Source organism: Acinetobacter sp. C13 (assembly GCF_016809775.1).
In the GTDB taxonomy this organism is placed as follows: domain Bacteria; phylum Pseudomonadota; class Gammaproteobacteria; order Pseudomonadales; family Moraxellaceae; genus Acinetobacter; species Acinetobacter pittii.
The window spans coordinates 311622-336508 of the sequence record NZ_JAFBJL010000002.1; the positions used below are offsets into that span (position 1 = coordinate 311622).

20 protein-coding genes are annotated in these 24887 nt (G+C 39.0%); 11 read left to right on the forward strand and 9 right to left on the reverse strand.

The window, feature by feature from the left end:
- Positions 1-10: 10 nt before the first annotated feature.
- Positions 11-1180 (forward strand): acinetobactin biosynthesis isochorismate synthase BasJ, encoded by a 1170-nt coding sequence (basJ, locus tag JGE69_RS06655; RefSeq protein ID WP_199113029.1) that lies wholly within the window; start codon positions 11-13, stop codon positions 1178-1180.
- Positions 1181-1299: 119 nt separating this feature from the next.
- Here the strand turns inward: basJ and JGE69_RS06660 are convergent, their stop codons facing one another.
- Positions 1300-2538, reverse strand: coding sequence for a L,D-transpeptidase family protein (locus JGE69_RS06660; RefSeq protein ID WP_032004543.1), 1239 nt, complete (start codon positions 2536-2538; stop codon positions 1300-1302).
- 301 nt (positions 2539-2839) lie between these two features.
- Between JGE69_RS06660 and hemE the strand changes: the two genes are divergently transcribed.
- The 4 genes from hemE (at position 2840) to JGE69_RS06680 (ending at position 7287) form a co-directional block, all read left to right on the forward strand.
- Positions 2840-3913 (forward strand): uroporphyrinogen decarboxylase, encoded by a 1074-nt coding sequence (hemE, locus tag JGE69_RS06665; RefSeq protein WP_068557771.1) that lies wholly within the window; start codon positions 2840-2842, stop codon positions 3911-3913.
- A 5-nt stretch (positions 3914-3918) separates the two neighbouring features.
- Positions 3919-4713 (forward strand): DUF817 family protein, encoded by a 795-nt coding sequence (locus JGE69_RS06670; protein WP_075383575.1) that lies wholly within the window; start codon positions 3919-3921, stop codon positions 4711-4713.
- Positions 4714-4862: 149 nt separating this feature from the next.
- The gene (locus JGE69_RS06675) at positions 4863-5333 is read left to right on the forward strand and encodes a DUF3015 family protein (protein WP_003650547.1); all 471 of its coding nucleotides are present in this window, start codon (positions 4863-4865) and stop codon (positions 5331-5333) included.
- A 61-nt stretch (positions 5334-5394) separates the two neighbouring features.
- Positions 5395-7287, forward strand: coding sequence for a DUF4105 domain-containing protein (locus JGE69_RS06680; protein ID WP_199113027.1), 1893 nt, complete (start codon positions 5395-5397; stop codon positions 7285-7287).
- A gap of 70 nt (positions 7288-7357) precedes the next feature.
- Here JGE69_RS06680 and blaADC read toward each other — a convergent pair whose 3' ends face one another.
- Both blaADC and folE read right to left on the reverse strand, forming a co-directional pair.
- On the reverse strand, positions 7358-8509 hold the full coding sequence (gene blaADC, locus JGE69_RS06685) for an ADC family extended-spectrum class C beta-lactamase (protein ID WP_199113024.1): 1152 nt from the start codon (positions 8507-8509) through the stop codon (positions 7358-7360).
- A gap of 150 nt (positions 8510-8659) precedes the next feature.
- A complete protein-coding gene (gene folE, locus JGE69_RS06690) occupies positions 8660-9208 on the reverse strand; it encodes a GTP cyclohydrolase I FolE (protein WP_002118643.1) in 549 nt (182 codons plus the stop codon).
- Between the two features lie 261 nt (positions 9209-9469).
- Between folE and xdhA the strand changes: the two genes are divergently transcribed.
- The 3 genes from xdhA to xdhC are packed head-to-tail and all read left to right on the forward strand — an operon-like array spanning position 9470 to position 14336.
- Positions 9470-10969 carry a xanthine dehydrogenase small subunit gene (gene xdhA, locus JGE69_RS06695; RefSeq protein WP_199113022.1) on the forward strand — a complete coding sequence of 500 codons (1500 nt, stop codon included), beginning with the start codon at positions 9470-9472 and terminating at the stop codon, positions 10967-10969.
- A 1-nt stretch (position 10970) separates the two neighbouring features.
- Positions 10971-13346 (forward strand): xanthine dehydrogenase molybdopterin binding subunit, encoded by a 2376-nt coding sequence (gene xdhB / locus JGE69_RS06700; RefSeq protein WP_199113020.1) that lies wholly within the window; start codon positions 10971-10973, stop codon positions 13344-13346.
- A gap of 6 nt (positions 13347-13352) precedes the next feature.
- Complete coding sequence (xdhC, locus tag JGE69_RS06705) at positions 13353-14336, forward strand: xanthine dehydrogenase accessory protein XdhC (RefSeq protein ID WP_199113018.1); 984 nt, start codon at positions 13353-13355, stop codon at positions 14334-14336.
- Between the two features lie 10 nt (positions 14337-14346).
- Here the strand turns inward: xdhC and JGE69_RS06710 are convergent, their stop codons facing one another.
- The 6 genes from JGE69_RS06710 to JGE69_RS06735 all read right to left on the reverse strand — a co-directional run bounded on the left by JGE69_RS06710 (position 14347) and on the right by JGE69_RS06735 (position 21164).
- Positions 14347-15042, reverse strand: a complete 696-nt coding sequence (locus tag JGE69_RS06710) for a Smr/MutS family protein (protein WP_199113016.1) — start codon at positions 15040-15042, stop codon at positions 14347-14349.
- A gap of 9 nt (positions 15043-15051) precedes the next feature.
- Entirely contained in the window at positions 15052-15858 is an 807-nt protein-coding gene (trpC, locus tag JGE69_RS06715) for an indole-3-glycerol phosphate synthase TrpC (protein WP_199113014.1), read from the reverse strand.
- A 9-nt stretch (positions 15859-15867) separates the two neighbouring features.
- Entirely contained in the window at positions 15868-16917 is a 1050-nt protein-coding gene (gene trpD, locus JGE69_RS06720) for an anthranilate phosphoribosyltransferase (RefSeq protein WP_199113013.1), read from the reverse strand.
- 9 nt (positions 16918-16926) lie between these two features.
- Entirely contained in the window at positions 16927-17511 is a 585-nt protein-coding gene (locus JGE69_RS06725) for an anthranilate synthase component II (RefSeq protein ID WP_000925673.1), read from the reverse strand.
- Between the two features lie 294 nt (positions 17512-17805).
- Positions 17806-19608, reverse strand: coding sequence for an aminopeptidase P family protein (locus JGE69_RS06730; RefSeq protein WP_199113012.1), 1803 nt, complete (start codon positions 19606-19608; stop codon positions 17806-17808).
- Positions 19605-21164, reverse strand: a complete 1560-nt coding sequence (locus JGE69_RS06735) for a peptide MFS transporter (protein WP_199113011.1) — start codon at positions 21162-21164, stop codon at positions 19605-19607. Before JGE69_RS06735 ends, JGE69_RS06730 begins: the two co-directional genes overlap by 4 nt.
- Before the next feature lie 762 nt (positions 21165-21926).
- Here JGE69_RS06735 and glnA point away from each other — a divergent pair.
- The 3 genes from glnA to ubiA all read left to right on the forward strand — a co-directional run bounded on the left by glnA (position 21927) and on the right by ubiA (position 24852).
- Positions 21927-23342 carry a type I glutamate--ammonia ligase gene (gene glnA, locus JGE69_RS06740; RefSeq protein WP_002052696.1) on the forward strand — a complete coding sequence of 472 codons (1416 nt, stop codon included), beginning with the start codon at positions 21927-21929 and terminating at the stop codon, positions 23340-23342.
- A 125-nt stretch (positions 23343-23467) separates the two neighbouring features.
- Positions 23468-23977, forward strand: a complete 510-nt coding sequence (locus JGE69_RS06745; protein ID WP_199113010.1) for a chorismate--pyruvate lyase family protein — start codon at positions 23468-23470, stop codon at positions 23975-23977.
- The gene (ubiA, locus tag JGE69_RS06750; protein WP_199113009.1) at positions 23974-24852 is read left to right on the forward strand and encodes a 4-hydroxybenzoate octaprenyltransferase; all 879 of its coding nucleotides are present in this window, start codon (positions 23974-23976) and stop codon (positions 24850-24852) included. The genes JGE69_RS06745 and ubiA overlap by 4 nt, the downstream gene beginning before the upstream one ends.
- Positions 24853-24887: the final 35 nt, after the last annotated feature.

Sequence of the window (24887 nt, forward strand, 5' to 3'; positions counted from 1 at the left end):
TGATATACAGATGATGCAGACTCAAATATCAGTAGAGCAAAATTTAGATCATATCGGTCAAAAGAAATTTTCATGTTTCTCTACGAAAAATTATTATCTCGAAGTGAACGAATTCGTTAAAACGCTAAATACACCTGCAGCAAATACCGCACTATTTAATGAGGAGATTGCAAAATGTTTTGAAGAAATTAAAAAGCAAGGCCATCAAAATCCAGTTTTAATTGGTGCTATACCTTTTGATATTACAAAGAAAAGTAGCTTAAATTTTTATGCTGATCATAAAAAAATAACACAAGCATCTTCTACGATTAACTCATTAAAAAATCGTAATAACATTGAGATAATTAATAAATCATTACTCATTCAACGCCAAAAATTTGAAGGTACAGTACAGTTAGCATTAGATGCTTTTGAGAAAAAGGAGGTAGAAAAAGTTGTTCTTTCTCAGGCTGTTGAATATGAGTTCAACCGTCATCAAGAGCCAGAAAACTTATTGGCTGCTTTATTAAAACAAAATCCAAATGCTTATAATTTTGTGATTCCAGTAGAACATAATAATTATATTCTAGGCGCAAGCCCAGAACTGCTTTTATCAAAACAAGGTCGTATTGTAACCAGTAATCCTTTGGCCGGTTCTAGACCCAAATCTCAGATTTCCGAAAAAAATTTCGTCAGCCAACAAGAATTAAATCATTCTGAGAAAGACCAACATGAACATCGAATTGTGGTTGAAAATATTATTAGAAATTTAGCCACTCATTGTGTAGAGCTTAAGGTTTCTGAATTTCCAGATATTTTAGAAACATCAACAATGTTGCATTTATCATCAGAATTCCAAGGTATGCTCAAACAACAGGCACCGAATGCATTAAACCTTGCATTAGAATTACATCCAACACCAGCGGTTTGTGGCTCACCAACTCATGTTGCTAAGCAGTTTATTTTAGATCATGAAGGTTATGACCGACATTATTACACGGGGTTAGTAGGCTGGATGGATGCCGAGGGTAATGGAGAATGGGTAGTGACGATTCGCTGTGGTCTACTCAGTGAAAATAAAATGCGCTTATATGCTGGTGCTGGAATTGTCGAAGGGTCAGATGCCGAAGCTGAATGGCTAGAAACAGAAGCTAAGATGCAAACCATGCTAAATATTCTAAATACAAAAATTGCTGTGTAATTATTAAACCTAGGCTGGTTTTACTTTTATAGTCAAAACAATAACTAAATATTCCAATGAGATATATTAAAAATTTAATAAAAAAGCCTGCATAAAGCAGGCTCTTTTATTTAAGAGGATTATTCTAAGAATTTAACGGTTACGCCAGAACGTACTTTATTACCTAAATCGTTAGCATCCCAGTTAGTTAAACGGATACAACCATGTGATGCAGTTTTAGAAATTAAAGACGGGTTTGGTGTACCGTGAATACCAAAAGATTTTTTACTTAAACCAATCCAGATATTACCTACAGGAGCATTTGGGCCAGGTGGTAAAGAAAGCGGTTTTAAGTTTTTACCTTGTACGAAGTTAGAAGGTGAGTAGCTATACCAAGGGTTACGTGCTACACCAACTACCTTGTAAGTACCGGTCGGAGAAGGCGTATCAGTACTGCCAATTGTTGCAGGAAATGACGCAATCATTTGGTTACGACTGTTGAAGAGGTACAGTTGTTTTGCACCCTTATGCGCAATAATCAAATGAATGTCTTCTGGTAAATCATTGCGTACGTTTGGAACAATGATTTTTTCACCCGCTTTTTTGAATGTCGCAGTTGGGTTAATTTTCTTTAAGAAAGCTTCATCAATATGAAACTTCTCACCCAACATTTCGCTAACACGAGTGTAGTACAAACCTTTCATTTTGGCCTGTAATGCGTAGTCAGAAGGAATTGACTCAGCATATGGACCTTTTAAATCAGCATCAGAAATTGTGTATTCAATAAATGCTGGCTTGGTTTGTTTAGCAACTAATACATCCCAAGTTTCTTTAGTCAGTTCACCAGTAGGTGATAAACCATTCATTTGTTGGAATGAAGAGATTGCTTTTAATGTGTTTTTACCGCTCATGCCGTCAATCGCACCTGGCGATGCATGTGCATTATTGAGCATAACATGCGCACGAGCATAAACTGGAAGTTGGCCTTTACCAATATTTTCAGACCATTCAGCCGAGTTTAAGCTATCTAAAGTCCATGACGCAGCAGGTACTTGTGCTGTAGCAGAGGCAGTTGTGGTTTTAGCTGCTACTGGTGTAGATGCAGCAATACCAGACTCGGCATTTGGGTCTTCAGTTTTTTGCAAATTTTGTAATGTTGTTGACGCTCGATTTAGGTCATTTTGTTCTTGAGCGGTAATTTGTGTCGAAGCTTGAGCTTTTACAGTTGAAGCTGCATCTACTGCTAAAGGATCAATCGGATCTTCTACAGGAGCTGATACCTTTTTAGGGTTCAGGGGTTGCTCAGTTGTTGAAGCAGCAAAAGCAACATTAGCAATAATACAACTTAAACTCATAGCGAGTAATGAGCGAACAAACATGTAATTCAACCTTAAGAATTTTCATATAAGCAATAGGGGCATGATCTAATCTAAAATTGCATAAAATTACCAATAACTCATCTCTATGAGCCCAAGATTGGCAATTTAGTGGTTAAAAGAATATCAATAGACCCGATGTAACATGTTGCAAGTATTGCAGAAAACCTTGCTGGTTGCAGTAGACTTTTGTGTAAATATGCATTTTTTAGTAGATTGACGAGTTTTTTGTGTGAAATTGAAATTATAAAAATCTCTATGTTTTTGATATGATGCTGCCACATAAAGAATATAGAGATTGGTAATGACGACTTTGAAAAATGATCGTTTCCTACGAGCTTTGTTACGCGAACCTGTAGATACCACACCGGTATGGATGATGCGTCAAGCAGGACGTTATTTGCCTGAATATCGTGAAACACGTTCAAAAGCAGGCGACTTTCTATCTCTATGTAAAAATACAGAATTTGCTTGCGAAGTGACTTTGCAGCCTTTACGCCGTTACGACTTAGATGCAGCGATTTTATTTTCAGATATTTTAACAATTCCTGATGCACTCGGTTTAGGACTTTATTTTGAAACAGGAGAAGGTCCTAAGTTTCAAAAAACGGTACGTACTGAACAAGATGTCGCGAATTTACCTAAGTTAAATGCAAAATCAGACCTTGATTATGTAATGAATGCGGTAAGTACAATTCGCTCAGCTTTAGGTGGTCAAGTTCCACTGATTGGTTTCTCTGGTAGCCCTTGGACGCTAGCAACTTATATGGTTGAAGGTGGTTCAAGTAAAGAATTCCGTTTTACTAAGCAGATGATGTATGCACAACCAGAAGTTTTGCATGCCTTACTTGATCATTTAGCAGATTCAGTGATTGATTATCTAAATGCTCAAATTGATGCAGGTGCTCAGGCCATCCAGATCTTTGATAGCTGGGGCGGGGCATTAGCACACCGCGAATACGTCGAATTCTCTTTAAACTACATGAATAAAATCATTGCTGGTTTGCAGCGTGAGAAAGATGGTCGACGTATTCCTGTTATTGTGTTCACCAAAGGTGGCGGTCAATGGTTAGAGCCAATGATTACCACTGGTGCAGATGCATTAGGTTTAGATTGGACTACTCCACTTAATACAGCTCGAAATGCTGTCTCTGGGCGTGTAGCGCTACAAGGTAATCTTGACCCTGCTGTTTTATATGGCTCGGCTGCTTCAATTGAAAAAGCAGTAAAAGCAATGTTAGACGATGCTTACGTAAACGGTGAAAAAACAGGTTACGTTGCTAACTTAGGTCACGGTATTACTCAGTGGGTAGACCCTGCGCAACCAAAAATCTTTGTAGATACAGTGCATGAGTATAGTGCTAAATATCTAGGATAGTTTTTGTGCGCCATCTCACTTTACCAATTCATTTTATCGGCAAGGCTGTTTCGGCAGCCTTGTTTGGTATTCTGCTTTTAATTGCTTTTGCTTTAACAGCGCCGTTGGGAAGCCATGAATATATGGGTTTTTATCGCTATGATTATTTACTTGTCTATGCATTGTTAATCCAGATCTGCTTACTTTATTTAAAGCTTGAATCATGGGCAGAAGCCAAAGTTATTGCTTTATTTCATGTCATGGCTATGGTCATGGAAATATTTTTAACGCATCCCGCGATTGCATCATGGCAATATCCTCAGCCTGCGGTATTTAAAATTTTAACTGTGCCTTTATTTGCAGGCTTTATGTATTCGGCTGTGGGTAGTTTTTTTGCACGGTCAATCCGACTGTTTCAAGTTTCTTTTGAAAAGCTTCCTAGTTTTGGGAGTATGCTTTTACTCGCATTTTTCTCATATATAAACTTTATGAGTAAATTTTTTGTACCTGATATTCGCTATATTTTATTTGCGATCAGTATTTTTATTTTTTGGAAAACCAAACTTTATTTTCAGTTAAATGAACATAAATTTAAAATTCCGATGTTGCCTGTATTGTTTACACTCGCTTTTCTCATCTGGATTGCTGAAAATATTAGTACCTTTTATAAAATCTGGCTCTATCCAAGTCAGGTAGATGCTTGGCATATGGTGGGTTGGGGTAAACTGGGGTCATGGTATTTATTATTACTCTTAAGTTTAGTACTGGTACTTAAAATATTGGGTCATCGAGATAATCAAGGTAACTGGAATTTAAGATAAATTTTTCTTTTGCACTTTTTATCATATTGTTTATTTTTTAATTGCTAATTCACAACCATCTCGCTATCTTTAATAGCGTGTAATAAAAATTACACATAACAATACAACACATAAGAAACAATCAATAATGATTTTGGAGATTTACATCTATGTTAAAAAAATTAGCTTTAGCTGCGTTATTAGCAGCTGGTTCAAGTGTTGCAATGGCTGACAACGACGTAGGTTGTGGTGTGGGTACACAAGTATGGGCTGGCAAAAAAGGAGTAGCGCCTAAAATTCTTGCTGCAACAACAAACGGTATTTTTACTAACCAATTATTAGGGATCACTTTCGGTACTTTAGGCTGCCGTCAAGGCGGAACAGTAACTGCTCAAGTGGTTACATTTACAAATGAAAATGCTGAAGCTTTAGCACGTGATATGGCAGTAGGCCAAGGTGAAAGCCTGAACGTACTTGCTGAGTTAATGCAAATTAAACCTCAAGACAAAGACCGTTTCTTTAAAGTTTCAAAAGCAAACTTTGGTGAAATCTATTCTGCAAATAACCAAAATACGCTTCAAGTTTTAGCATCATTACAAACTGTAATGGCTAAAGATGACGTTTTAAAAGCTTACGTATAAGTTTGAAACTGAAAACCCTGTCGTATGGCAGGGTTTTTCTTATATTTAATGATAAAAATTGATGAGCTTAATGAAGTCAGTTGTTTTAGTTTTTGCCTCTTTGGCAGTGAATATTGCGTATTCAGCAGATATAAATCCATCTATTCAAAAATATTGGTCAATCGCAGAACAACAAAATCTAGATCAAGACATTACATGGCAAAGGCTCATGTATGCCAATAAAAATCAGAAAAGTGAGGTCTCTTATTCTGGCTATTTCCTATCAGAAAATGGAAAAAATAATTTAAAAGAAGAACTGAAAGCGGATATCTCGGCATTATTTATACCTGCTCAAGATAATCAGTCGATTCGTTGTAAGTTTCCGGCACGTAGTCAATGGCTCATGCAAAAAGTCGGCATTCAAGAAAATGAATTGCCTCAAGTAAAGTGTACCGAATTTGAAAACTGGATTGGGCAAATTAAGCCCTACAAAGCGACATTAATTTATGCGACCGATTTTATGGGCAATCCGAGCTCCATGTTTGGGCATACTTTATTGCGTTTAGACCCCAAAGATCAGCAGCAATTAAATTTAGTTTCCTATGCTGTAAATTATGCAGCAACGGTGGCAGGCAACGACAACTGGTCATATGCATGGAAAGGTTTAACAGGGCAGTATCCGGGTGAATATTCACTAATGCCTTATTACCGTAAAGTAAAAGAATATGGCGATTTTGAAAGCCGTGATTTATGGGAATATGAGCTAAATTTAACTCCTGAGGAAACACGTTTCTTGGTGTCTCACATTTGGGAAATGCAACTTGTGAGTTTCCCATATTACTTTGTGAGTGATAACTGTGCCTATAGATTGTTGGGGTTAGTGGATTTAGTAAAACCTGAATCTAACTTACAAGAAAAATTTACTTATGCCTCCATTCCAATGGAAACCATTAAATCGATGCAGCAGGAAGGACTTACCAAAGCTCCTGTATATCGACCTGCATTAGAAACTCAGTTACTAGCCCAAGCTCATCAGCATGGTGCTTCACTGGCGAAGGTGGCTCATCAAATTACGATGATGCCGACACAGCGGTCTTCTCAGATTTTAAAATCATTTAGTGAGCAAGATCAGGCTAAGATTTTAGAGATGGCTTACGATGATTTATACCTCCAATTTATTAGCCGAAAAATAGAAGAAAGTGTTGCTCAGCCGCAGTTACGTCAGCTTTTAGCGCTCAGAAGTCAGATTGATTTAGACAAACAGCGTCAAGAACCAAAAAGACCAACAAAGGAACCGACTCAAGGCCATAACGCGCGTAACTTTTCCGTGAAAGCTGGTGAGGTGCAAGGTGATAAGTTTATTGAACTTGGTCATCGGCAAGCCTACCATGACTTAATAGACCCTCAAGGCGGATATCGTGCCGGTACTCAATTACTATTTTTAAATGGTAACGCGCAGTGGCGAAATGACCATTTAAAACTAGAACGTCTTGATCTGTTAGAAGTGAACTCTTATAACCCGATTCAACCATTTAAAACACCACTGAGTTGGGGATTTAATTTAGGTTGGCGTCAGGAAGCTATTCATGATGGACGCTTTAGCGAAGACAAACAACACGGTGTAGCAAGCTTTAATGCTCAGGTCGGTTACAGTCTTGCAGACTATGAGCGAAAGCATATTTGCTATGGACAAGTACAAACTTATGTACAAACGGGTTCAAATCTAGATAAAGGGTGGCGTGTAGGAGTAGGCCCGACTTTAGGTTGTATGAACCAATGGTTTGAGCGTTTCAACTCTGTGGTGCAAATCGAATTGCCCTATTGGGAAGAACAAAATCAATGGAATTTGAGAGTCAATACGCAGTGGCAATATCTGATTAATCGCAATAATGCTGTTCGATTAAACTGGGATTATGAACAACAAAATCATCAAGACTGGATGAAATCAAGTCTAGGATATGTTTGGTTCTTTTGAATAGCATTACGAATAAAAAAAGGGAAAAATGAATGAAATCATTTTTCCCTTTTTTTGTTTTAGCAAAAGATTATTTCTTTATTGCATTTAATACTGCATACGCTGCCTTAATGCGTTCTTCATTTGGAATACGTTTATTGGTTAACATGACTAAACCAATATTTTCTTTTGGAATAAACACCACATAAGTTCCAAAGCCATTTGTTGAGCCAGTTTTGTGGAACATCTTAACTGAAGGTTCTTTGGAAATGGCAGTCACTTTATTAGGCTTCATCACGATTTGCTCTGAATTACTGTCTAATAAAGTTTGTAAAGGCGCTGGATAAGAAAATTCTTCCCAACCCAAGGCTTGATACATGGTGCCGACTTGATAGAAACCTTGATGTGTTTCATTAATTGCACGTTGAATATCTTTCGGATATTTCTGTGGGTTGAGGTTGGCATTAATAAAACTCAGCATGTCTGGTAGTGTCGATTTAACGCCGTATGCTGGAGCATCTAGCGGACCAGGGTTAACTCGGATCGGCTGATTTTCTTGGTTATAGCCAAAAGCATAGTTTTGCATCTGAGTTTTAGGTACGTTTACATAGCTATTTTTTAAATGGAGATGTGGAAAAATTGTTTTTTCTAAGACTTGGTCAAAAGGTTTATTCATAGACAAAGCCACAACTTTTCCAAATAAGCCAATACTTGGATTTGAATATTGTCTGTATTCACCGATTGCGTTTTTAGTTTTCCAATCTTTGAAAAAAGTTAAAACTTGTTGGTCTGTTTGAACTTCATCTGGAAATTGTAAGGCGAGATTGCCACTTGTATACGTCGCAAGTTGAAGAAGATTAACTTGGTCAATCGGTGTGTTTTTTAGTTCTTTCCAATATTTTCCGGGTGTGTCATCAAAAGAGATTTTTCCTTTTGCTTTTGCATATCCACCAGCTGTAGCGGTAAATAATTTACTGACCGAACCTAGTTCAAAAATGGTACTGCTATTTACGGCTTTTTTATCCTGAACGGATTGTAGGCCATAATATATTTCATATTTTTTATTATTTTGAATGACCCCTACGGCCATACCAGGCACATCATATTTATCTAATAAAGGCTTAAAATTTTGATCTACCAGTTTTTTAACTTCTTGTTCTTTTGGTGTATTACCCGCATAAATTGAGGCACTAAAAATAAAAAGAGGCGGTAAAAGTAAGCAAGAAATTTTTTTAAATCGCATGATGAGCTCATAAATTATTTAAAAAGAAAGATGCGTACTTTTATAACAAAAATCACTTAATTTAATTGTTATGTTTTATAGATTAAGTGCTTTAACTAGATATAAAAAAGCCCAACGTCGTCGGGCTCTTATTTTTGCATTAAAACCAGATTAATAACTTTCCGGTACTGCGCTTAAAAATTCACGGCGTGCTTCTTTATCGGTTTTAAAATCGCCGACAAATGAAACTGTACGAGTTGTAGATTCTTGTTTACCTACACCACGCATCATCATACACATATGTGCTGAATCTATAACTACAGCAACACCACGAGCGCCAGTCACTTCAGCAACGGCTTCTGCGATTTGTTGAGTCAGATTTTCCTGAATTTGCAAACGGCGAGCAAACATCTCGGTAATACGTGCAAATTTAGATAAACCGAGAACTTTGCCTTCCGGTAAATAGGCTACATGAACACGGCCGTAGAATGGGAGGAGATGATGTTCGCAAAGCGAATAGAATTCAATATTCTTCACCAATACCATTTCATGGTTATCTGATGGGAAAACAGCATTATTGGTGACTTCTTCTAAAGTTTTACTATAGCCAGAAGTTAAATATGAAAAAGCTTTAGCCGCACGCACAGGCGTATCTTTAAGGCCGGGACGATCAAGATCTTCACCGACGGCAGTCAGGATATTTGCGTACGATTGCTGCATTGACATAAGACGTATAAGTTTACTCTATTAGACAAGCTCGGCATTGTATCAGAAACATGACCTGATGTTCATAACTCCTCGCACTATATTTATTCTGGTTTTATGCGTGCTTAATAAAAGATGAATAAATTTCATGTTTTTTATCGTTAATAGTCAAGTGTTTGAACGTCAAATGTGTATTTAATGTTGATAGGTTCTAAATGATCGCCTAATGGCATCATATTTGCACAGATGCAGTGTTATAGAGCATAAGGATAAAACATGTCAGAACGTCCAATCACCTTCTTTTTCCGTGGTAGCCAGCAGCAAGTTGAAAATGTAACACCCACAATGACAGTTTTACAATTTCTGCGAGAGTATATCCAAACTGGTAAGACCAGGCAGACCGCCACAAAAGAGGGCTGTGCTGAGGGCGATTGTGGTGCATGTACGGTAGTGATTGGTGAGTTGGTCAATGAAAGTTTGCAATTACGCAGTGTGAATGCTTGCATTCAGTTTTTACCCACTTTAGATGGTAAGGCTTTATTTACAGTAGAAGATCTTTGTACATTATTGCCTAAAAAGGATGGGGCACTTCATCCGGTTCAACAGGCGATGGTCGATATGCATGGTTCACAATGCGGGTTTTGTACTCCTGGTTTTATCATGTCGTTATGGGCAATGTATGAAAATGAACAACACTGTCCAAGCAAAGATCAGGTCAGTAATTATCTTTCTGGAAATTTGTGTCGCTGTACAGGCTATCGACCTATTTTTGATGCAGCACAAAAAGCATATGACTATCCACGTATTTTATTAAAACGTCAAAAAGTAATTGAAGTATTAAAAGAGATCAAAGCATTGCCTGCGTTGCATTTGAATGATCATGGACAGCAATTTTTTGCACCAAAGACTTTGCAGGATTTTGCCGCTTTACGGTTACAGTTGCCGCAGGCACGTATTGTTGCTGGTAGCACAGATGTTGGTTTGTGGGTCACAAAGCAAGGCCGTAATTTAGGAGATATGCTTTATATCGGTCAGGTTGAAGAACTCAAAAAAATTGTAGTCACAGATCATGCTTTAACGATTGGGGCAAATGTAAGTTTGAGTGATGCACTCATCAAAATTTCAGATGTTTATCCTGACTTTCAAGACTTACAGCGCCGTTTTGCTTCCTTGCCGATTAAAAATGCAGGAACGCTAGGTGGAAATATTGCCAATGGTTCGCCTATTGGTGACTCAATGCCAGCATTAATTACGCTAGGTACACGATTGATTTTGCGAGCAGGTGAACAGACTCGTGAAATTGCTTTGGAAGACTTTTATATAGATTATCAAAAAACAGCATTACAACTTGGTGAGTTTGTTGAGGCGATTGTTATTCCGTTTCGTGAAGGGCAGACGCGTTTTAAATTTGCCAGCTATAAAATTGCTAAACGTTTTGAGCAAGATATTTCTGCGGTATGTGCGGCCATTTCATGCGAGTTAGATCATTATGATGTCGCTCACAATGTAAAAATTGCTTTTGGTGGCATGGCAGCTATTCCCAAACGTGCAAAATATGCAGAAGCTATATTGGAAGGCCAGCAACTTACAGCAGAATTGATCGTTCAGGCAAAAGAGGCCTTGTCGAAAGATTATCAGCCTTTAGATGATGGGCGTGCTAGCTCGGCATATCGTTTACAAGTCGCAAAAAACTGTTTACAGCGGTTTTATGTAGAAAAAATCCTGTCTAAAACGATCACACGTGTGACTGACTTGATTGCTGTTGTGGAGATCTAACATGAATCAAAACATTGATTTAAGGGCTTCTAAAAAATCAGCTAAAGCAGGTGACTCGATTCCACACGAAAGTGCACATTTACATGTAACTGGGCAGGCAACTTATATTGATGATTTACCCGAGCTTGAAAATACCATGCATCTGGCTGTCGGATTTTCAAGTTGTGCCAAAGGTAAAATCAGTAAGTTTGATTTGGATGCCGTACGTCAGGCTGAGGGTGTCCATGCAGTTTTTTCGGCAAAAGATATTGAGGTTGAAAATAATTGGGGACCAATTGTAAAAGATGACCCAATTTTTGCCGAAGAGCAGGTCGAGTTTTATGGACAAGCTTTGTTTGTGGTTGTTGCTGAGACTTATCAGCAAGCCCGTCAGGCAGTCCGTTTAGCAAAAATTGAGTATGTGCCCGAAACTCCGATTTTAACGATTCAAGATGCGATTGAAAAAGAATCGTGGGTTTTACCGCCTGTAGAATTTAGCCATGGTGAAGTTGAGCAGGCATTTCAAAACGCAGCACATCTACTATCAGGTTCTATTGAACTGGGCGGGCAAGAGCATTTCTATCTTGAAGGGCAAATTTCTTATGCGATTCCACAAGAAAATCAGAGCTTAAAAGTCTATTGCTCTACACAACATCCAACAGAAATGCAGTTACTGATTTGTCATGCATTAGGCATGAATATGCATCAGGTCAGTGTGGAAAGTCGCCGTATGGGTGGTGGTTTTGGTGGTAAAGAGTCACAGTCGGCACAGTGGGCATGCATTGCATCTTTGGCAGCACAAAAAACGGGCCGTCCGTGTAAATTACGCTTAGATCGAGATGACGACATGAATGCTACAGGCAAACGTCACGGTTTTGCTTATGAGTGGTCTGTAGCTTTTGATGACAGTGGTGTTTTGCAAGGCTTGAAGGTTCAATTGGCTTCAAATTGCGGTTTTTCGGCTGATCTTTCTGGGCCAGTGAATGAACGTGCGATTTGTCATATTGGCAACGCTTATTATTTAAATGCGGTTGAGCTACGTAACTTACGTTGTAAAACTAATACTGTCTCCAATACGGCATACCGTGGTTTTGGTGGACCGCAAGGCATGTTTGTCATTGAAAATATTATTGATGACATTGCTCGTTATTTAGGCTGTGATCCTGTTGAAATTCGACAGCGTAATTTCTTTGCTGAGCAGCCTGGCGCCGGACGTGATCGCATGCATTATGGGGCAGAAGTTCGTGATAATGTTGCTCCTCGACTGGTGGCCGAATTATTGCAAAGTAGCGATTACGCGAAACGTAAACAGAGCATTCATGCCTTTAATCAGAGCAATGACATCATTAAGCGTGGTATTGCGTTAACCCCATTAATGTTTGGTATTTCGTTTAACGCCGTACATTACAATCAGGCGGGTGCACTGGTCTATGTGTATATGGATGGTACTGTTTCTATTACCCATGGCGGTACGGAAATGGGACAGGGGCTATATACCAAAGTACGTCAGGTTGCTGCGCATGAGTTGGGTTTACCAATCGATAGCGTTCGTTTAATTGCAACCGATACTTCTCGTGTGCCAAATACTTCGGCAACTGCAGCATCGAGTGGCGCGGATTTAAATGGTAAAGCTGTTCAAAATGCCTGTATTAAAATTCGTGAGCGTCTGGCAAAACTTGCAGCAGACATAAGCGACAGTGACGCTGAAAAAGTCCAGTTTGAAGATAGTATGGTTTCAACAGCGAATGGTCACTCATGGACATTTCCAGATTTGGTTCAACGGGCATATATGGCACGTGTACAGCTATGGGACAGCGGTTTTTATAAAACGCCAGAAATTCACTATGATCAGGTCAACCATTTGGGGCGTCCATTTTTCTATTATGCCTATGGTGCAGCAGTCAGTGAGGTCGCAATAGATACCTTAACAGGGGAAATGAAAGTATTACGTGCTGACATTTTGCATGACGTTGGGCGCTCAATTAACCCTGCAATTGATATTGGACAAATTGAAGGTGGTTTTGTTCAAGGGATGGGATGGCTCACGACAGAAGAGCTGTATTGGCAGCCGCATGGACCACACGTAGGCCGTTTGTTTACCCATGCGCCTTCAACTTATAAAATCCCGACCAGTGTAGATATTCCTCATATTTTTAATGTTAAATTGTTTAATAATCAAAATCAGGCAGACACCATTTACCGCTCCAAAGCTGTAGGTGAACCGCCATTTATGTTGGCATTATCTGTTTTCTCTGCAATTCGTCAGGCGGTACAGGCGGCTATTCCCGAAAAAGCTCCGCTCGTGCTCAATGCTCCAGCAACTGCCGAGGAAATTTTACGTGCAATTGCGATTGGACGAGGACAGGCTTTGGCTAACCGTCTACAAGCTAAAATGTAGAAGATTATGCAACATTTACAATGGTGGACTGATTTTGTAGCGTGGCAAGTCGATGCTCTGCCTATGGTATTGGTCACAGTAGTTCGCGCTGATGGTTCAACACCACGAGAAGTTGGTGCAACCATGTTATTGCGGTTTAATTCGCAACAGCAATGGCAGCAGTCAGATACGATCGGTGGCGGGCATTTAGAGTTTCACGCGATTGATATCGCTAAAGCAATTTTAAAAGAAACGGAAACTTGTGTGAGGCGTATTGAACGCTTTAACCTCAGTGCTCGGTTGGGGCAGTGTTGTGGCGGAGTAATGTGGTTATTGTTTGAAAAAATATCACCCGCTACGGTCACATCGGATTTATCCGTGAGTTTGCAAGCATGGCGAGTTGGAAAGCGTATATCGCGTACCGTCTCACATCAATATGCATCCACTTGGCAGACTATGGATAGGGAACGACAACCAAGTTTCGAGTTTGATTCTGACAGTAGTGAGCAATGGCAATTTAGCCAGCAGATTCAGCCTTATGCCATGCAAGTGCTGATTTGTGGCGCCGGGCATGTGGGAGAAGCAATTGTTCGCTGTTTATTGCCTATTGGAATTCGGGTGAAATGGATTGATCCACGTGATGATATTTTCCCATCCGATTTATTGGAACAGGTGCAATGCTTAACGACTGATACCTTAGAAGCCGAGATCGAGCATTTTGACCGTTCAGGAGCAATTTTAATATTAACTCATGACCATCAATTAGATTTGCAACTGTGTTTTGTAGCTTTAAAACCTACGGCAAAACCATTTGCTTATGTAGGAATGATTGGTTCAAAAAGTAAAAGGGCTATTTTTGAAAAACGTATGCAAGTACGTGGTTATACTCAGGAAACATTACAACGTTTGGTTTGCCCAATCGGGATAGAAGGGATTTCATCGAAACAACCTGCAATGATTGCCATTGCAGTAGTTGCTCAATTATTACAGGTATTTGATGTAAAAAAATGATCCCAAAGGATCATTTTTTTTGTTCGAACTTAGGATTTTTTTCTGCACGTTTAAGCAGTACGAGAACGGCACCTGTACCACCTTGATTTTCAGGGGCACTTACAAAGGCCAAAACATCGCGGTGCTGACGTAACCATCCATTGACATAGGTTTTTAAGACCGCTTCTGGGCCTTTACCATGCACAATTTTGATGACATTTTGATTTTCATCTTTTGCCATCTGGATAATCTGTAAAACTGCGTCACGTGCTTGTTCAATGGTACAGCCGTGTAAATCTACAGCTTCAAACCAACGCATCTTGCCTGCTTTTAAGTCTTCAAAAACCTTATGTTGCAGAGTCGCGATGCGATAGCTTAGCGTTGCTTGGCTTGCGACCGGATTTAAAGCAGCTTGCGTATCTGATAACTCGGCATGTTCGGTATCACGACCACCTTCGGCAGCTGCACGTTTCGCTAGCGTTTGTGCGTCGACTTTTCTGGCACGAGGTGTTTTTACATCGGCAACATTACTATTGTTGATACGTTTAACACCTGCAACAGCCTGTTGAAACAGATGGCTATCTTCCAATTCTTCAGACTCAGCCTGAGATTTTTTAGACTCAGGCTGATTTATGATTTTGCTTGAATGAGGATTGGAGATTTGCTTTTTAAATTGCTTCAATAACTTCTGTTGCTCTTTAGAAAGCGATGAATCTTTATTACTCATATATCTTCATTAAACCGTTTGAGGTTGTCCAAAAAGAGCAGTAAAAGCCTGATCTGGACGTGGTTGTTTCATAAAACTTTCGCCGACCAAGAAACTGTGAATATCATGCTCTTGCATCATATGTACATCATCTGGTGTCGCAATACCGCTTTCAGTAATTAATAAACGTGAGGTCGGAAGTAATTTTTTCAATCGAACGGATGTATTTAAATCTACATCAAACGTTTTTAAATTACGGTTATTCACACCTAATAAACATTGCTCAGAAAGCTTTAAAGCACGTTCCATTTCTTCTTCGTCATGAACTTCAACCAATACATCAAGTTGATGTTCAAACGCAGTTTTAGACATTTCTTCGAGTTGCTGGTCAGACAAATAAGCAACAATTAATAAAATACAGTCAGCATGCAAAGCACGAGCTTCAACTACATTGTATGGGTCAATCAGAAAGTCTTTACGTAAAGCAGGGAGGGCACAATGATTGCGAGCAATCGCAATATTTTGATCTGCTCCCTGAAAGAAATCAACATCGGTCAATACCGATAAACATGCTGCTCCTGCTTGTTCGTATTGCTGGGCAATTTCAGCAGGATTAAAGTCTGCGCGAATAATCCCTTTTGATGGAGAGGCTTTTTTAATTTCAGCAATTACACCCGGACGTTTATGTTGCAAAGCATTAGCAAAACCTCGAACTGGTGTTGCCGCTTTCGCTAATTCTTCAACGTCTTGCAAATTACGTTGTTTTAAACGCGCAGCAAGTTCCTCATGTTTACGGTCAACAATTTTACCTAAAATGGTATTTTGAATATTAATCATGAGAAGTCCTTAATCTGCCTGAGATTGCTTTAATGTTTTGGTAAATTCAGCCAAAACACTCATTTTTTCTAAAGCCTGTCCGCCATAGATAATATCTTGAGCGAATGTAACAGCCTGAGCATAAGTTTTGGTAATGCCCGCAACATAGATGCCTGCGCCTGCATTAAGCGCAATCATGTTTGCTGCTTTTTCACCAATATCAGATTTATTTTTACCCAATGCATCTTTAATCAGCTTTAAGCTTGCAGCAGCGTCCGCAACCACTAAACCGTTTAAAGTTTGTGACTCAATCCCGACATCTTCAGGGGTAAGTATCCATTCAGTAATTTCACCGTCTTTTAGTTCAGCGACAGTTGTAGGAGCTGCAAGGCTGATTTCATCAAGCCCATCTCTTGAATGAACCACCATCACATGTTCAGCACCGAGTTGTTTCATCACTTCGGTAATTGGACGGCAAAGTTCATCTGAAAATACGCCAATCACAAAGCGTTTTACACCAGCCGGATTCGTAAGCGGGCCAAGTAAATTAAAGATACTGCGGACACCAAGCTCTCGACGTGGTCCAACAGCATATTTCATTGCTTTGTGGTGGTTTGGAGCAAATAAAAACCCTACACCCATCTCACGGATGCAGCGTTCGGTTTGTTGCATGTCTAAATCAAGATGAATACCTGCTTGTTCAAGCAAGTCAGATGAACCTGATTTGCTTGAAACGCCTCGGTTGCCATGTTTTGCAATGGTTGCACCTGCCGCCGCAATTACAAAGCTTGAAGCTGTAGAGACGTTAAATAAGTTTTGACCATCACCACCCGTGCCGACAATATCAACTAAATATTTGATATCGCTGACATCAATTTTGATGGCAAATTCACGCATGACACGTGCAGCAGCAGTAATTTCGTCAATACTTTCACCTTTCATGCGAAGGCCCATCATCAAAGCACCAATTTGTGCTTCGGTTGCCTCACCTTGCATGATGCTACGCATAATGTCTTCCATTTGCGGCTGAGTCAGGTGAATATTTTTTGTTATATGGTTAAGTGCTTGTTGAATATTCATAGGGATCACTTATGCATAAATATCTAAAAAGTTTTTAAAGATTTGATGGCCATGCTGACTCAAAATGGATTCAGGATGGAATTGCACGCCTTCAACAGGAAGTGTCTTATGTTTAACGCCCATAATTTCTTCCATTGAGCCATCTGCTTCATTGGTCCAGCATGTTACTTCAAGGCAATCAGGCAGTGTTTCCTGATCAATCACTAATGAATGATAACGAGTTGCCGAGAAAGGGCTAGGAAGATTACTGAAAATACCTTTATTGCTGTGGTACATGTCAGATAAACGTCCGTGCATCACCGTTTTGGCTCTTACAATTTTTCCGCCAAAAGCTTGCCCAATACTTTGATGCCCTAAACACACGCCAAGCAAAGGAATTTTTCCGGCAAAGTGATTAATTGCAGGAATTGAAATACCTGCTTCACTTGGAGAGCAAGGGCCAGGACCAATCACAAGATATTTTGGTTGCCATCGTTCAATATCCTCTAATGTGACTTGATCATTGCGAACTACTTTTACTTCCTGATTCAACTCGCCAAAGTATTGGACGATGTTGTAGGTAAAAGAGTCGTAATTGTCGATCATTAGAAGCATGATGAACTTAACCTCATGATAATTAAAATATATTTAATAAGTGACTAAAATAGTTACCCATATTGATACCCGTTTTCAGAAAAGGCTTTTTAGGTTTTAAAATAAGAAGCCGCTTTCTAATGGGCTAATATAGCAAAAAAAGAAGTAACCAGTTTAACTATTTCATTCGTTAGAAATTTGCAGAAAAACGGCTTTAAGAAGTGAGTCTTTTGAAATGATATATAAGTACAATTAAGGCAGAATAAGCTTTTCTTAAAAATAAAAAAACTATTCTGCCTTGGTCATACAAGAAGATTAAATCTTACGTGTGTTATAGATCAGCCAATCTAAAACATCGCCAGATAAATGTTCGGCCAGTCTTTCTTGAACAGTTTGATGGTAACCATTTAACCAATCTTTCTCTTCATTCGTTAGCATATCAACAACGATACAATCTAAATGAATTGGGCAAAGGGTCAGCGTTTCAAACTCCAAAAATTCACCGTAAGTTTTTTCAAATCCAGAGTGAAGTTTGTTTGCAACCAGATTCTCAATACGAATACCATATTGTCCCTCATGGTATAAGCCCGGCTCGTTAGAAATAATCATGCCTTCACGCAATTTGCTATGGGCATGTATAGGCGCGTAATAAGAAAGAACTTGCGGACCTTCATGAACATTAAGCGCAAAGCCTACACCGTGGCCTGTTCCATGTCGATAATCTAAACCATGTTGCCATAAAGTATTACGACAAATTGAATCGAGTAGCGGTGCAGCTAAACCTTCTGGATAAATCGTTTTTGCCAAAGCAATGTGACATTTTAAAACCAGAGTATAGTCACGGTTTTGTTGCCCTGTTGGCGTGCCGACGGGTACAACACGGGTAATATCCGTTGTTCCATCAACATATTGCCCACCTGAGTCAATCAGCAATAGACCATCGCCTTCGATAAATGAATAGTGCTCTTCAGTTGCACGGTAGTGGGGTAAAGCACCATTAGCATTAAAGCCAGCAATCGTTGAAAAACTTGGCCCTATAAGTCCATCTTGCTGCGCACGGAAAGCTGTAATCTTTTCATCAATAGTGAGTTCTGAAATACTTTCACCATGATGAAGTGCTTTCTCTAACCAGTGGAAAAAGTGGCAAAGCGCGACTCCATCTTTAACCATTGCGTGACGGATATGAGCAATTTCGCTTTCATGTTTACGCGATTTAAAAAGCGTACTCGGGTTGATGTCATATATAACCCGAATATCTTTTGCGATGGCTTGTTCATGAAAAATCGAGACTTTGGCTGGATCTAAAAGTACCGAGGCATCTGAAATATTTGCTAAAAACTTAGCTGTATCTTGGTACTTACGAATTTCAATACCATCGGCTGCCAAAGCTTGCTGAATGCTTACATCAACTTTTTCAGCATCAATAAAAAGCACAGTTTGTTTTGCACTGACATATAAATGTGAAAGAAACACAGGGTTATATTCTACATCTTGCCCACGTGCATTTAAGATCCATGCAATATCGTCTAAAGATGAAATGAAATGACCCGCAATATTCTTGCTATGTAAAGTTTCACGAATAGCCTGAATTTTCTCTTTACGAGAGAGGGCATTTAACCCTTCAGGCATGAAATGAATTTTCTTTGATGGAAGTTCTGGGCGGTTTAACCAAATCTCTCCGACTAAGTCTTGCTGGGTTTCGAGTTTATAATTATTAACTCGTGCAGTATGTTCGAGTGCCTTAAATTGCTGAATTGATAAAGTATGCCCATTTACCACAATGACTGATTCTGGTTGTAGATTTTTTTCAATCCAAGCGAGATGTGTTGAAGATTCATCACTTGTTAATTTTTGAAGTTCAAAGCCAGTTCCAATAAGTTGTTGCCCGGCTTGTACCCAATAGCGACCATCTGCCCAGAGGCCAGCAAAGTTTTGGGTCACGACGAGTGTACCAACCGAACCACTAAAACCGCTTAACCACTGCCTTGCTTTCCAGTAGTCTGGTAAATATTCTGACATATGGGGATCGGCACTCATCACAATCAAAGCATCAATATGCTGATTGCGCATGAGTTCACGAAGTTTCTCAAGTTTTTCTGGAACAGTTAAAACGCTCATATAGTTTCCAATTCAGGTTGAACTTTACTGGTACTTTTGTTCATTAATCTATTGATAGGTTTCTTTAATAAAAATAACACGATTGCACCAACGACTAATGCCAAAACGCATCGCATAAAGAGATTTGGTAAATGATCAATATTATCTGCTGATACATGCCCGCCAATTAAGCCAGCGATGAGATTACCTAAAGCTGTGCCAGTAAACCATAGCCCCATAATTTGACCGCGTATGACATCAGGTGCAAGTTTAGTCATGGTTGATAATCCAATTGGGCTTAAGCACAGTTCTCCTATGGTAAGTAAAAATAAAGTTCCTACTAACCAAAATGGTGAAACTAGGCCGCCAGCAATTGCGAAACGACTAGCAAAAGACATAACAAGAAAGCCACCTGCTGCGAATAACAATGCAATAATAAATTTGCTGATATAGCTTGGGTCTTTATTTGATTTACCCAGTCTTGCCCAAAGCCATGCTGCAACTGGGGCAAAAATAATAATAAATAGGGCATTAATTGATTCAAACCATACAGTTGGAATCTCAAATCCAGAAAACATACGATTTGTATAGTCTTGTGCAAATAAAGTAAAAGTTGTGGGCTTTTGTTCGAAAGCTGACCAGAATAGGGCAGAGGCTGCTAATAAAACAAAACAAATAATAATTTTAAATTTGTCATGCTGCTCTAAATTTAGGAAAAGCAGTAAATATGCAAAATAAGCAATAATCCCAATACCAATCCCAACTGTTAAATAAGTTGCTACCTCGACCGGATTGATATGAATGACACCAAATAAGGTAAGAACAATAACGACTGCAACAGATAGTAAGAAGGAGAAAGCAATTTTTGGCGCATTTTTGTTTTGTACGACAGGTTTATTCCAATTATCATTTTCTTGACGTAACTCATTAAAAGTTTGTAACTGAGGAACAGCCAATACACGAAAAATAAGTAATGCAACTAACATCCCAAGGCCACCAATTCCAAAACCTAAGTGCCAGTTATGATCACGTGCTAATAAGCCTGTAAGAAGAGGAGCAATAAAAGAACCTAAATTAATCCCCATGTAAAAAATGGAAAAACCAGCATCTCGTCTACTATCTTGAGCTTTATATAATGTTCCCACAATCACTGAAATACATGTTTTAAATAATCCGGTACCTAAAACAATCAGTACTAAGCCGAAATAAAAAAAGAATTGATCAAAAATGGTCGTGAGGGCAATAGATAAATGACCTAGTGCAATAATAATAGAACCATACCAGACCGATCGTGCCTGACCTAACCAGTTATCGGCAATCCAGCCACCAAAAACGGTCATTAAATACATAGATCCAGCGAATAACCCAACAATTGCGGCTGCAGTTGGACGGTCAAGACCTAAACCACCGTCATTAACCATTGCAATCATATAAAGAACGAGTAAAGGCCGAATACCATAATAAGAAAATCTTTCCCAAAGCTCTGTAAAAAATAAAGTTTTTAATGGTTTTGGATGGCCGAAAAAAGCTCTGTCATATTGTTCGAGTTCATGCTTCATTTCAAATCCTTTGAACATATTTGTAGTTTAGATAAAACAAAACTTTTAGTTTGTTTAATTATAAAAAAAAGTTATGTTTTATTTTTTAGATTTTTTAAAATGAAAAAGCAAGTTGGTCATGTATAAAAAAGGTATATAACAAATGGTAAAAAATTAGAAAATTGAAATTATCAGTCGAAAAGATTCCTCTTGCTGCACCAAAGCTGATCAGACCAGCCCTAGCGTAAAACTACGATAAGAAAAATTAAATTAACACTTTAAAACCTCAACCTTTCTATGGATGGGCAGTGAAGAGTGGTAATTGATATTATTTAAAAAAATTGTGTAGAGTTACTTAGAAATCGTATTTATGTTCAAACTTTTTTGGCAAGGGCATACTGTAGATACCATCGTCTAATTTAGAGATTAATAGTTCTATCGGGAATAGATTATTATTTTTAAGGATTACAGTAAGAAAGTCAGATTTATATATAAGAAAGTATTATGATCACAAATTACTGTTAGATATTGATGCGGTGATTCATATTAGCGCAACAATTTTGCACTAAATTAGGGCGATTGCGAGCTATTCTTGTATGCCATAATTTGAAAATGTCTGAATATGGTGCATTTAACAATGCAAACAGTATAATGGGTTCAAGACAAGGGGCCTAAATCATGGATAGTTATAAGCAATTCAATGTTTTAGGTAAGTCTTATAAAGTTGGTATGAGAATTGCTATATAAATACCAGCAACTAACACGCACTTAACAAGTGCAACAAAATTTCATTGGAGCAAAATGAGCATGGCGAACAAGGTCCTTCAACTCATACAAGAAAGTGGCGCAAAATGGGTCGATTTTCGCTTTACTGATACTAAGGGTAAAGAGCAGCACGTAACTTACCCAGCTGATTCTATTGATGAAGATACTTTTGAAGACGGTAAAATGTTTGATGGTTCTTCAATCGCTGGTTGGAAAGGCATTGAAGCATCTGACATGATTTTACGTCCAGATGCGGAAACTGGTTTTATCGACCCGTTCTTTGCTGAACCAACTGTAGTTGTGACTTGTGATGTTATTGAACCTTCAACTGGTCAAGGTTATGAGCGTGACCCACGTTCGATTGCTCGCCGTGCAGAAGAATACTTAAAATCTACAGGTATCGGTGATACTGCATTCTTTGGTCCAGAACCAGAATTCTTTGTATTTGACGAAGTGAAGTGGGACATCGATATGTCTGGCGCTCGTCATACATTAATCGCTGAAGAAGCTGCTTGGTCTACTGGTAAAGATTACGAGTCTGGTAACTCTGGTCACCGTCCACGTGTTAAAGGCGGTTACTTCCCAGTTCCTCCAGTTGATTCTTCACAAGATATGCGTGCAGAAATGTGTGCAAAAATCGAAGACATCATGGGTCCAGGTCGTGTAGAAGTACATCACCACGAAGTTGCTTCTTGCCAGCTAGAAATTGGTGTTAGCTTCAATACTCTTGTTCGTAAAGCTGACGAAGTTCAACAGTTCAAATATGCTGTTTGGAACGTTGCACATCAATATGCAAAAACAGCTACGTTTATGCCTAAACCAATGGTAGGCGATAACGGTTCTGGTATGCACGTTCACATGTCTATCTCTAAAGATGGCAAAAACTTGTTTGCTGGTGATGAATATGCAGGCCTTTCAGAAATGGCATTGTATTTCATCGGTGGTATCATCAAGCACGCTCGTGCATTGAATGCAATCACAAACCCATCTACAAACTCATACAAGCGTTTGGTTCCTCACTTCGAAGCACCAATCATGCTTGCTTACTCAGCACGTAACCGTTCTGCTTCTATCCGTATTCCATACGTTTCTAGCCCTAAAGGTAAGCGTATCGAAGCTCGTTTCCCAGACCCAATGATGAACCCGTACTTAGGTTTCGCTGCATTGTTAATGGCTGGTATCGACGGTATCCAAAACAAGATCCATCCGGGCGAAGCTGCTGATAAGAACTTGTATGATCTTCCTCCAGAAGAAGAAGCAAAAATCCCAACAGTTGCTCATAGCTTAGATATGGCTCTTGAAGCACTTCAAGCAGATCACGAATTCTTGTTGAAAGGCGGCGTGTTCACTAAAGAAATGCTTGATGCATACATCGAACTTAAAACTGAAGATGTACGTCGTCTTAACACGACTACTCACCCAGTTGAATTTGATATGTACTACAGCTTGTAATACGTATTTCGTAAAAAAGCCTGCATATGCAGGCTTTTTTATTGCTTGGAATGTTGATTGAATTCTCTACGTTTTTTATCAAAAAATTGGAGTAAACTAGGTGCGAGTTTTCATGTGAGCAGATTATGCGTAAACGACAACCAGTACTTAAACAGGAAAAGGCTTTAAATCCTGAGTTGAAAACCTGGTTGTATGCTTCTGGTTCTCTGACTCAACAATTAACTGAGCTTGGTGGTGGCCAGTTTAGAGTGAGGCCCGTTAAAGAACACTTTCAGCGTTTAACGTTTGCAGACAGTCAATGGATGAATATGCCTCATGCACACACTTCATGGGTGAGGGAAACCTACTTATATGGCTGTGAAGCAGAGCCGTGGGTGAAAGCAAAAAGTATTTTTCCAATTCAAAGTTTACAAAAAAAAGCACGTATATTTCAGCACATTGGATCTAAACCAATTGGGTTTTTTCTATTTCAAAGAACAACTCCGCTTTGTGACCGTCGTGTCATTCGTTTGCCAGAAGGCTGGACGCGACAAAGTTGCTATACTTGGCATGGATGTAAATTTATCGTCCAAGAAACATTCTTACCGGCTTTTGAAGCTTTTTTAAATCAGCAGCACGACAAGGAATTACTATGACGACTGCAACAGGTACAACATGGCGTCAGCGTTTAGAGGCTTATTATTATCTATGTCGATTTGATAAGCCAATTGGTACTGAACTGGTGTTTTGGCCAACCATGTGGGCACTTTGGGTTGCATCAAAAGGAATACCTGATTTAGGTATTTTATTTGTCATGATTTTAGGCGTGATTTTTATGCGCGCTGCTGGATGTGCGATTAATGACTTTGCTGATCGTAAAGTAGATGGTCATGTTGAGCGTACTAAAACGCGCCCTTTAGCAACAGGAGTGATTCGTGCAAGAGAAGCTGTATATGTATTCTTAGGCCTCGTTTTAGCAAGTGCAGCTTTATTGTTCTTTTTACCGATCGAAACTTTCTACTGGTCATTTGGGGCATTACTTCTAGCGTTTATTTATCCATTTATGAAACGCTATACCAACTTACCCCAAGTATTTTTAGGTGCAGCATTTTCATGGTCAATTCCTATGGCTTTTACCGCGGTAGGTAAAACTCCAGATTTGACTTGCTGGTTGCTCTATTTTGGTAATTTGGCTTGGACTGTGGCTTATGACACTCAATATGCAATTACAGATCGTGAGTATGATTTAAAGATTGGTGTGAAATCTACAGCTATTCTTTTTGGCCGATATGACATCCAGATTATTTCACTCTTACAGGCAACCAGCCTTGTTTTGGTTGGTACTGCACTATATTTAGAAAATATTTTATTCCCATGGGCAATTATTGCTTTAGTTGTAGTGGCATTCGATTTTGTATATCAAACAATTAAAACCAAAGACCGCAACCCTCAAGTATGTTTTTGGGCATTCCGTCACAATCGCTGGGTGGGATTAATCATTTTTCTAGGAATATTTTTAAATTTCATATAGTAAAAATGACCGTGAGGTTGAAAAGTGTTCTATGC

Excerpts from the sequence above, each read along its gene's own strand:
- trpC (WP_199113014.1), bottom strand. The coding sequence starts at position 15,858 with ATGATTAATATTCAAAATACCATTTTAGGTAAAATTGTTGACCGTAAA.
- JGE69_RS06675 (WP_003650547.1), top strand. The coding sequence starts at position 4,863 with ATGTTAAAAAAATTAGCTTTAGCTGCGTTATTAGCAGCTGGTTCAAGT.
- glnA (WP_002052696.1), top strand. The coding sequence starts at position 21,927 with ATGAGCATGGCGAACAAGGTCCTTCAACTCATACAAGAAAGTGGCGCA.
- JGE69_RS06745 (WP_199113010.1), top strand. The coding sequence starts at position 23,468 with ATGCGTAAACGACAACCAGTACTTAAACAGGAAAAGGCTTTAAATCCT.
- JGE69_RS06710 (WP_199113016.1), bottom strand. The coding sequence starts at position 15,042 with ATGAGTAATAAAGATTCATCGCTTTCTAAAGAGCAACAGAAGTTATTG.
- xdhB (WP_199113020.1), top strand. The coding sequence starts at position 10,971 with ATGAATCAAAACATTGATTTAAGGGCTTCTAAAAAATCAGCTAAAGCA.
- JGE69_RS06660 (WP_032004543.1), bottom strand. The coding sequence starts at position 2,538 with ATGTTTGTTCGCTCATTACTCGCTATGAGTTTAAGTTGTATTATTGCT.
- basJ (WP_199113029.1), top strand. The coding sequence starts at position 11 with ATGATGCAGACTCAAATATCAGTAGAGCAAAATTTAGATCATATCGGT.
- JGE69_RS06680 (WP_199113027.1), top strand. The coding sequence starts at position 5,395 with ATGAGCTTAATGAAGTCAGTTGTTTTAGTTTTTGCCTCTTTGGCAGTG.
- trpD (WP_199113013.1), bottom strand. The coding sequence starts at position 16,917 with ATGAATATTCAACAAGCACTTAACCATATAACAAAAAATATTCACCTG.
- JGE69_RS06725 (WP_000925673.1), bottom strand. The coding sequence starts at position 17,511 with ATGCTTCTAATGATCGACAATTACGACTCTTTTACCTACAACATCGTC.
- JGE69_RS06730 (WP_199113012.1), bottom strand. The coding sequence starts at position 19,608 with ATGAGCGTTTTAACTGTTCCAGAAAAACTTGAGAAACTTCGTGAACTC.
- ubiA (WP_199113009.1), top strand. The coding sequence starts at position 23,974 with ATGACGACTGCAACAGGTACAACATGGCGTCAGCGTTTAGAGGCTTAT.
- hemE (WP_068557771.1), top strand. The coding sequence starts at position 2,840 with ATGACGACTTTGAAAAATGATCGTTTCCTACGAGCTTTGTTACGCGAA.
- xdhA (WP_199113022.1), top strand. The coding sequence starts at position 9,470 with ATGTCAGAACGTCCAATCACCTTCTTTTTCCGTGGTAGCCAGCAGCAA.
- blaADC (WP_199113024.1), bottom strand. The coding sequence starts at position 8,509 with ATGCGATTTAAAAAAATTTCTTGCTTACTTTTACCGCCTCTTTTTATT.
- JGE69_RS06735 (WP_199113011.1), bottom strand. The coding sequence starts at position 21,164 with ATGTTCAAAGGATTTGAAATGAAGCATGAACTCGAACAATATGACAGA.
- xdhC (WP_199113018.1), top strand. The coding sequence starts at position 13,353 with ATGCAACATTTACAATGGTGGACTGATTTTGTAGCGTGGCAAGTCGAT.
- folE (WP_002118643.1), bottom strand. The coding sequence starts at position 9,208 with ATGCAGCAATCGTACGCAAATATCCTGACTGCCGTCGGTGAAGATCTT.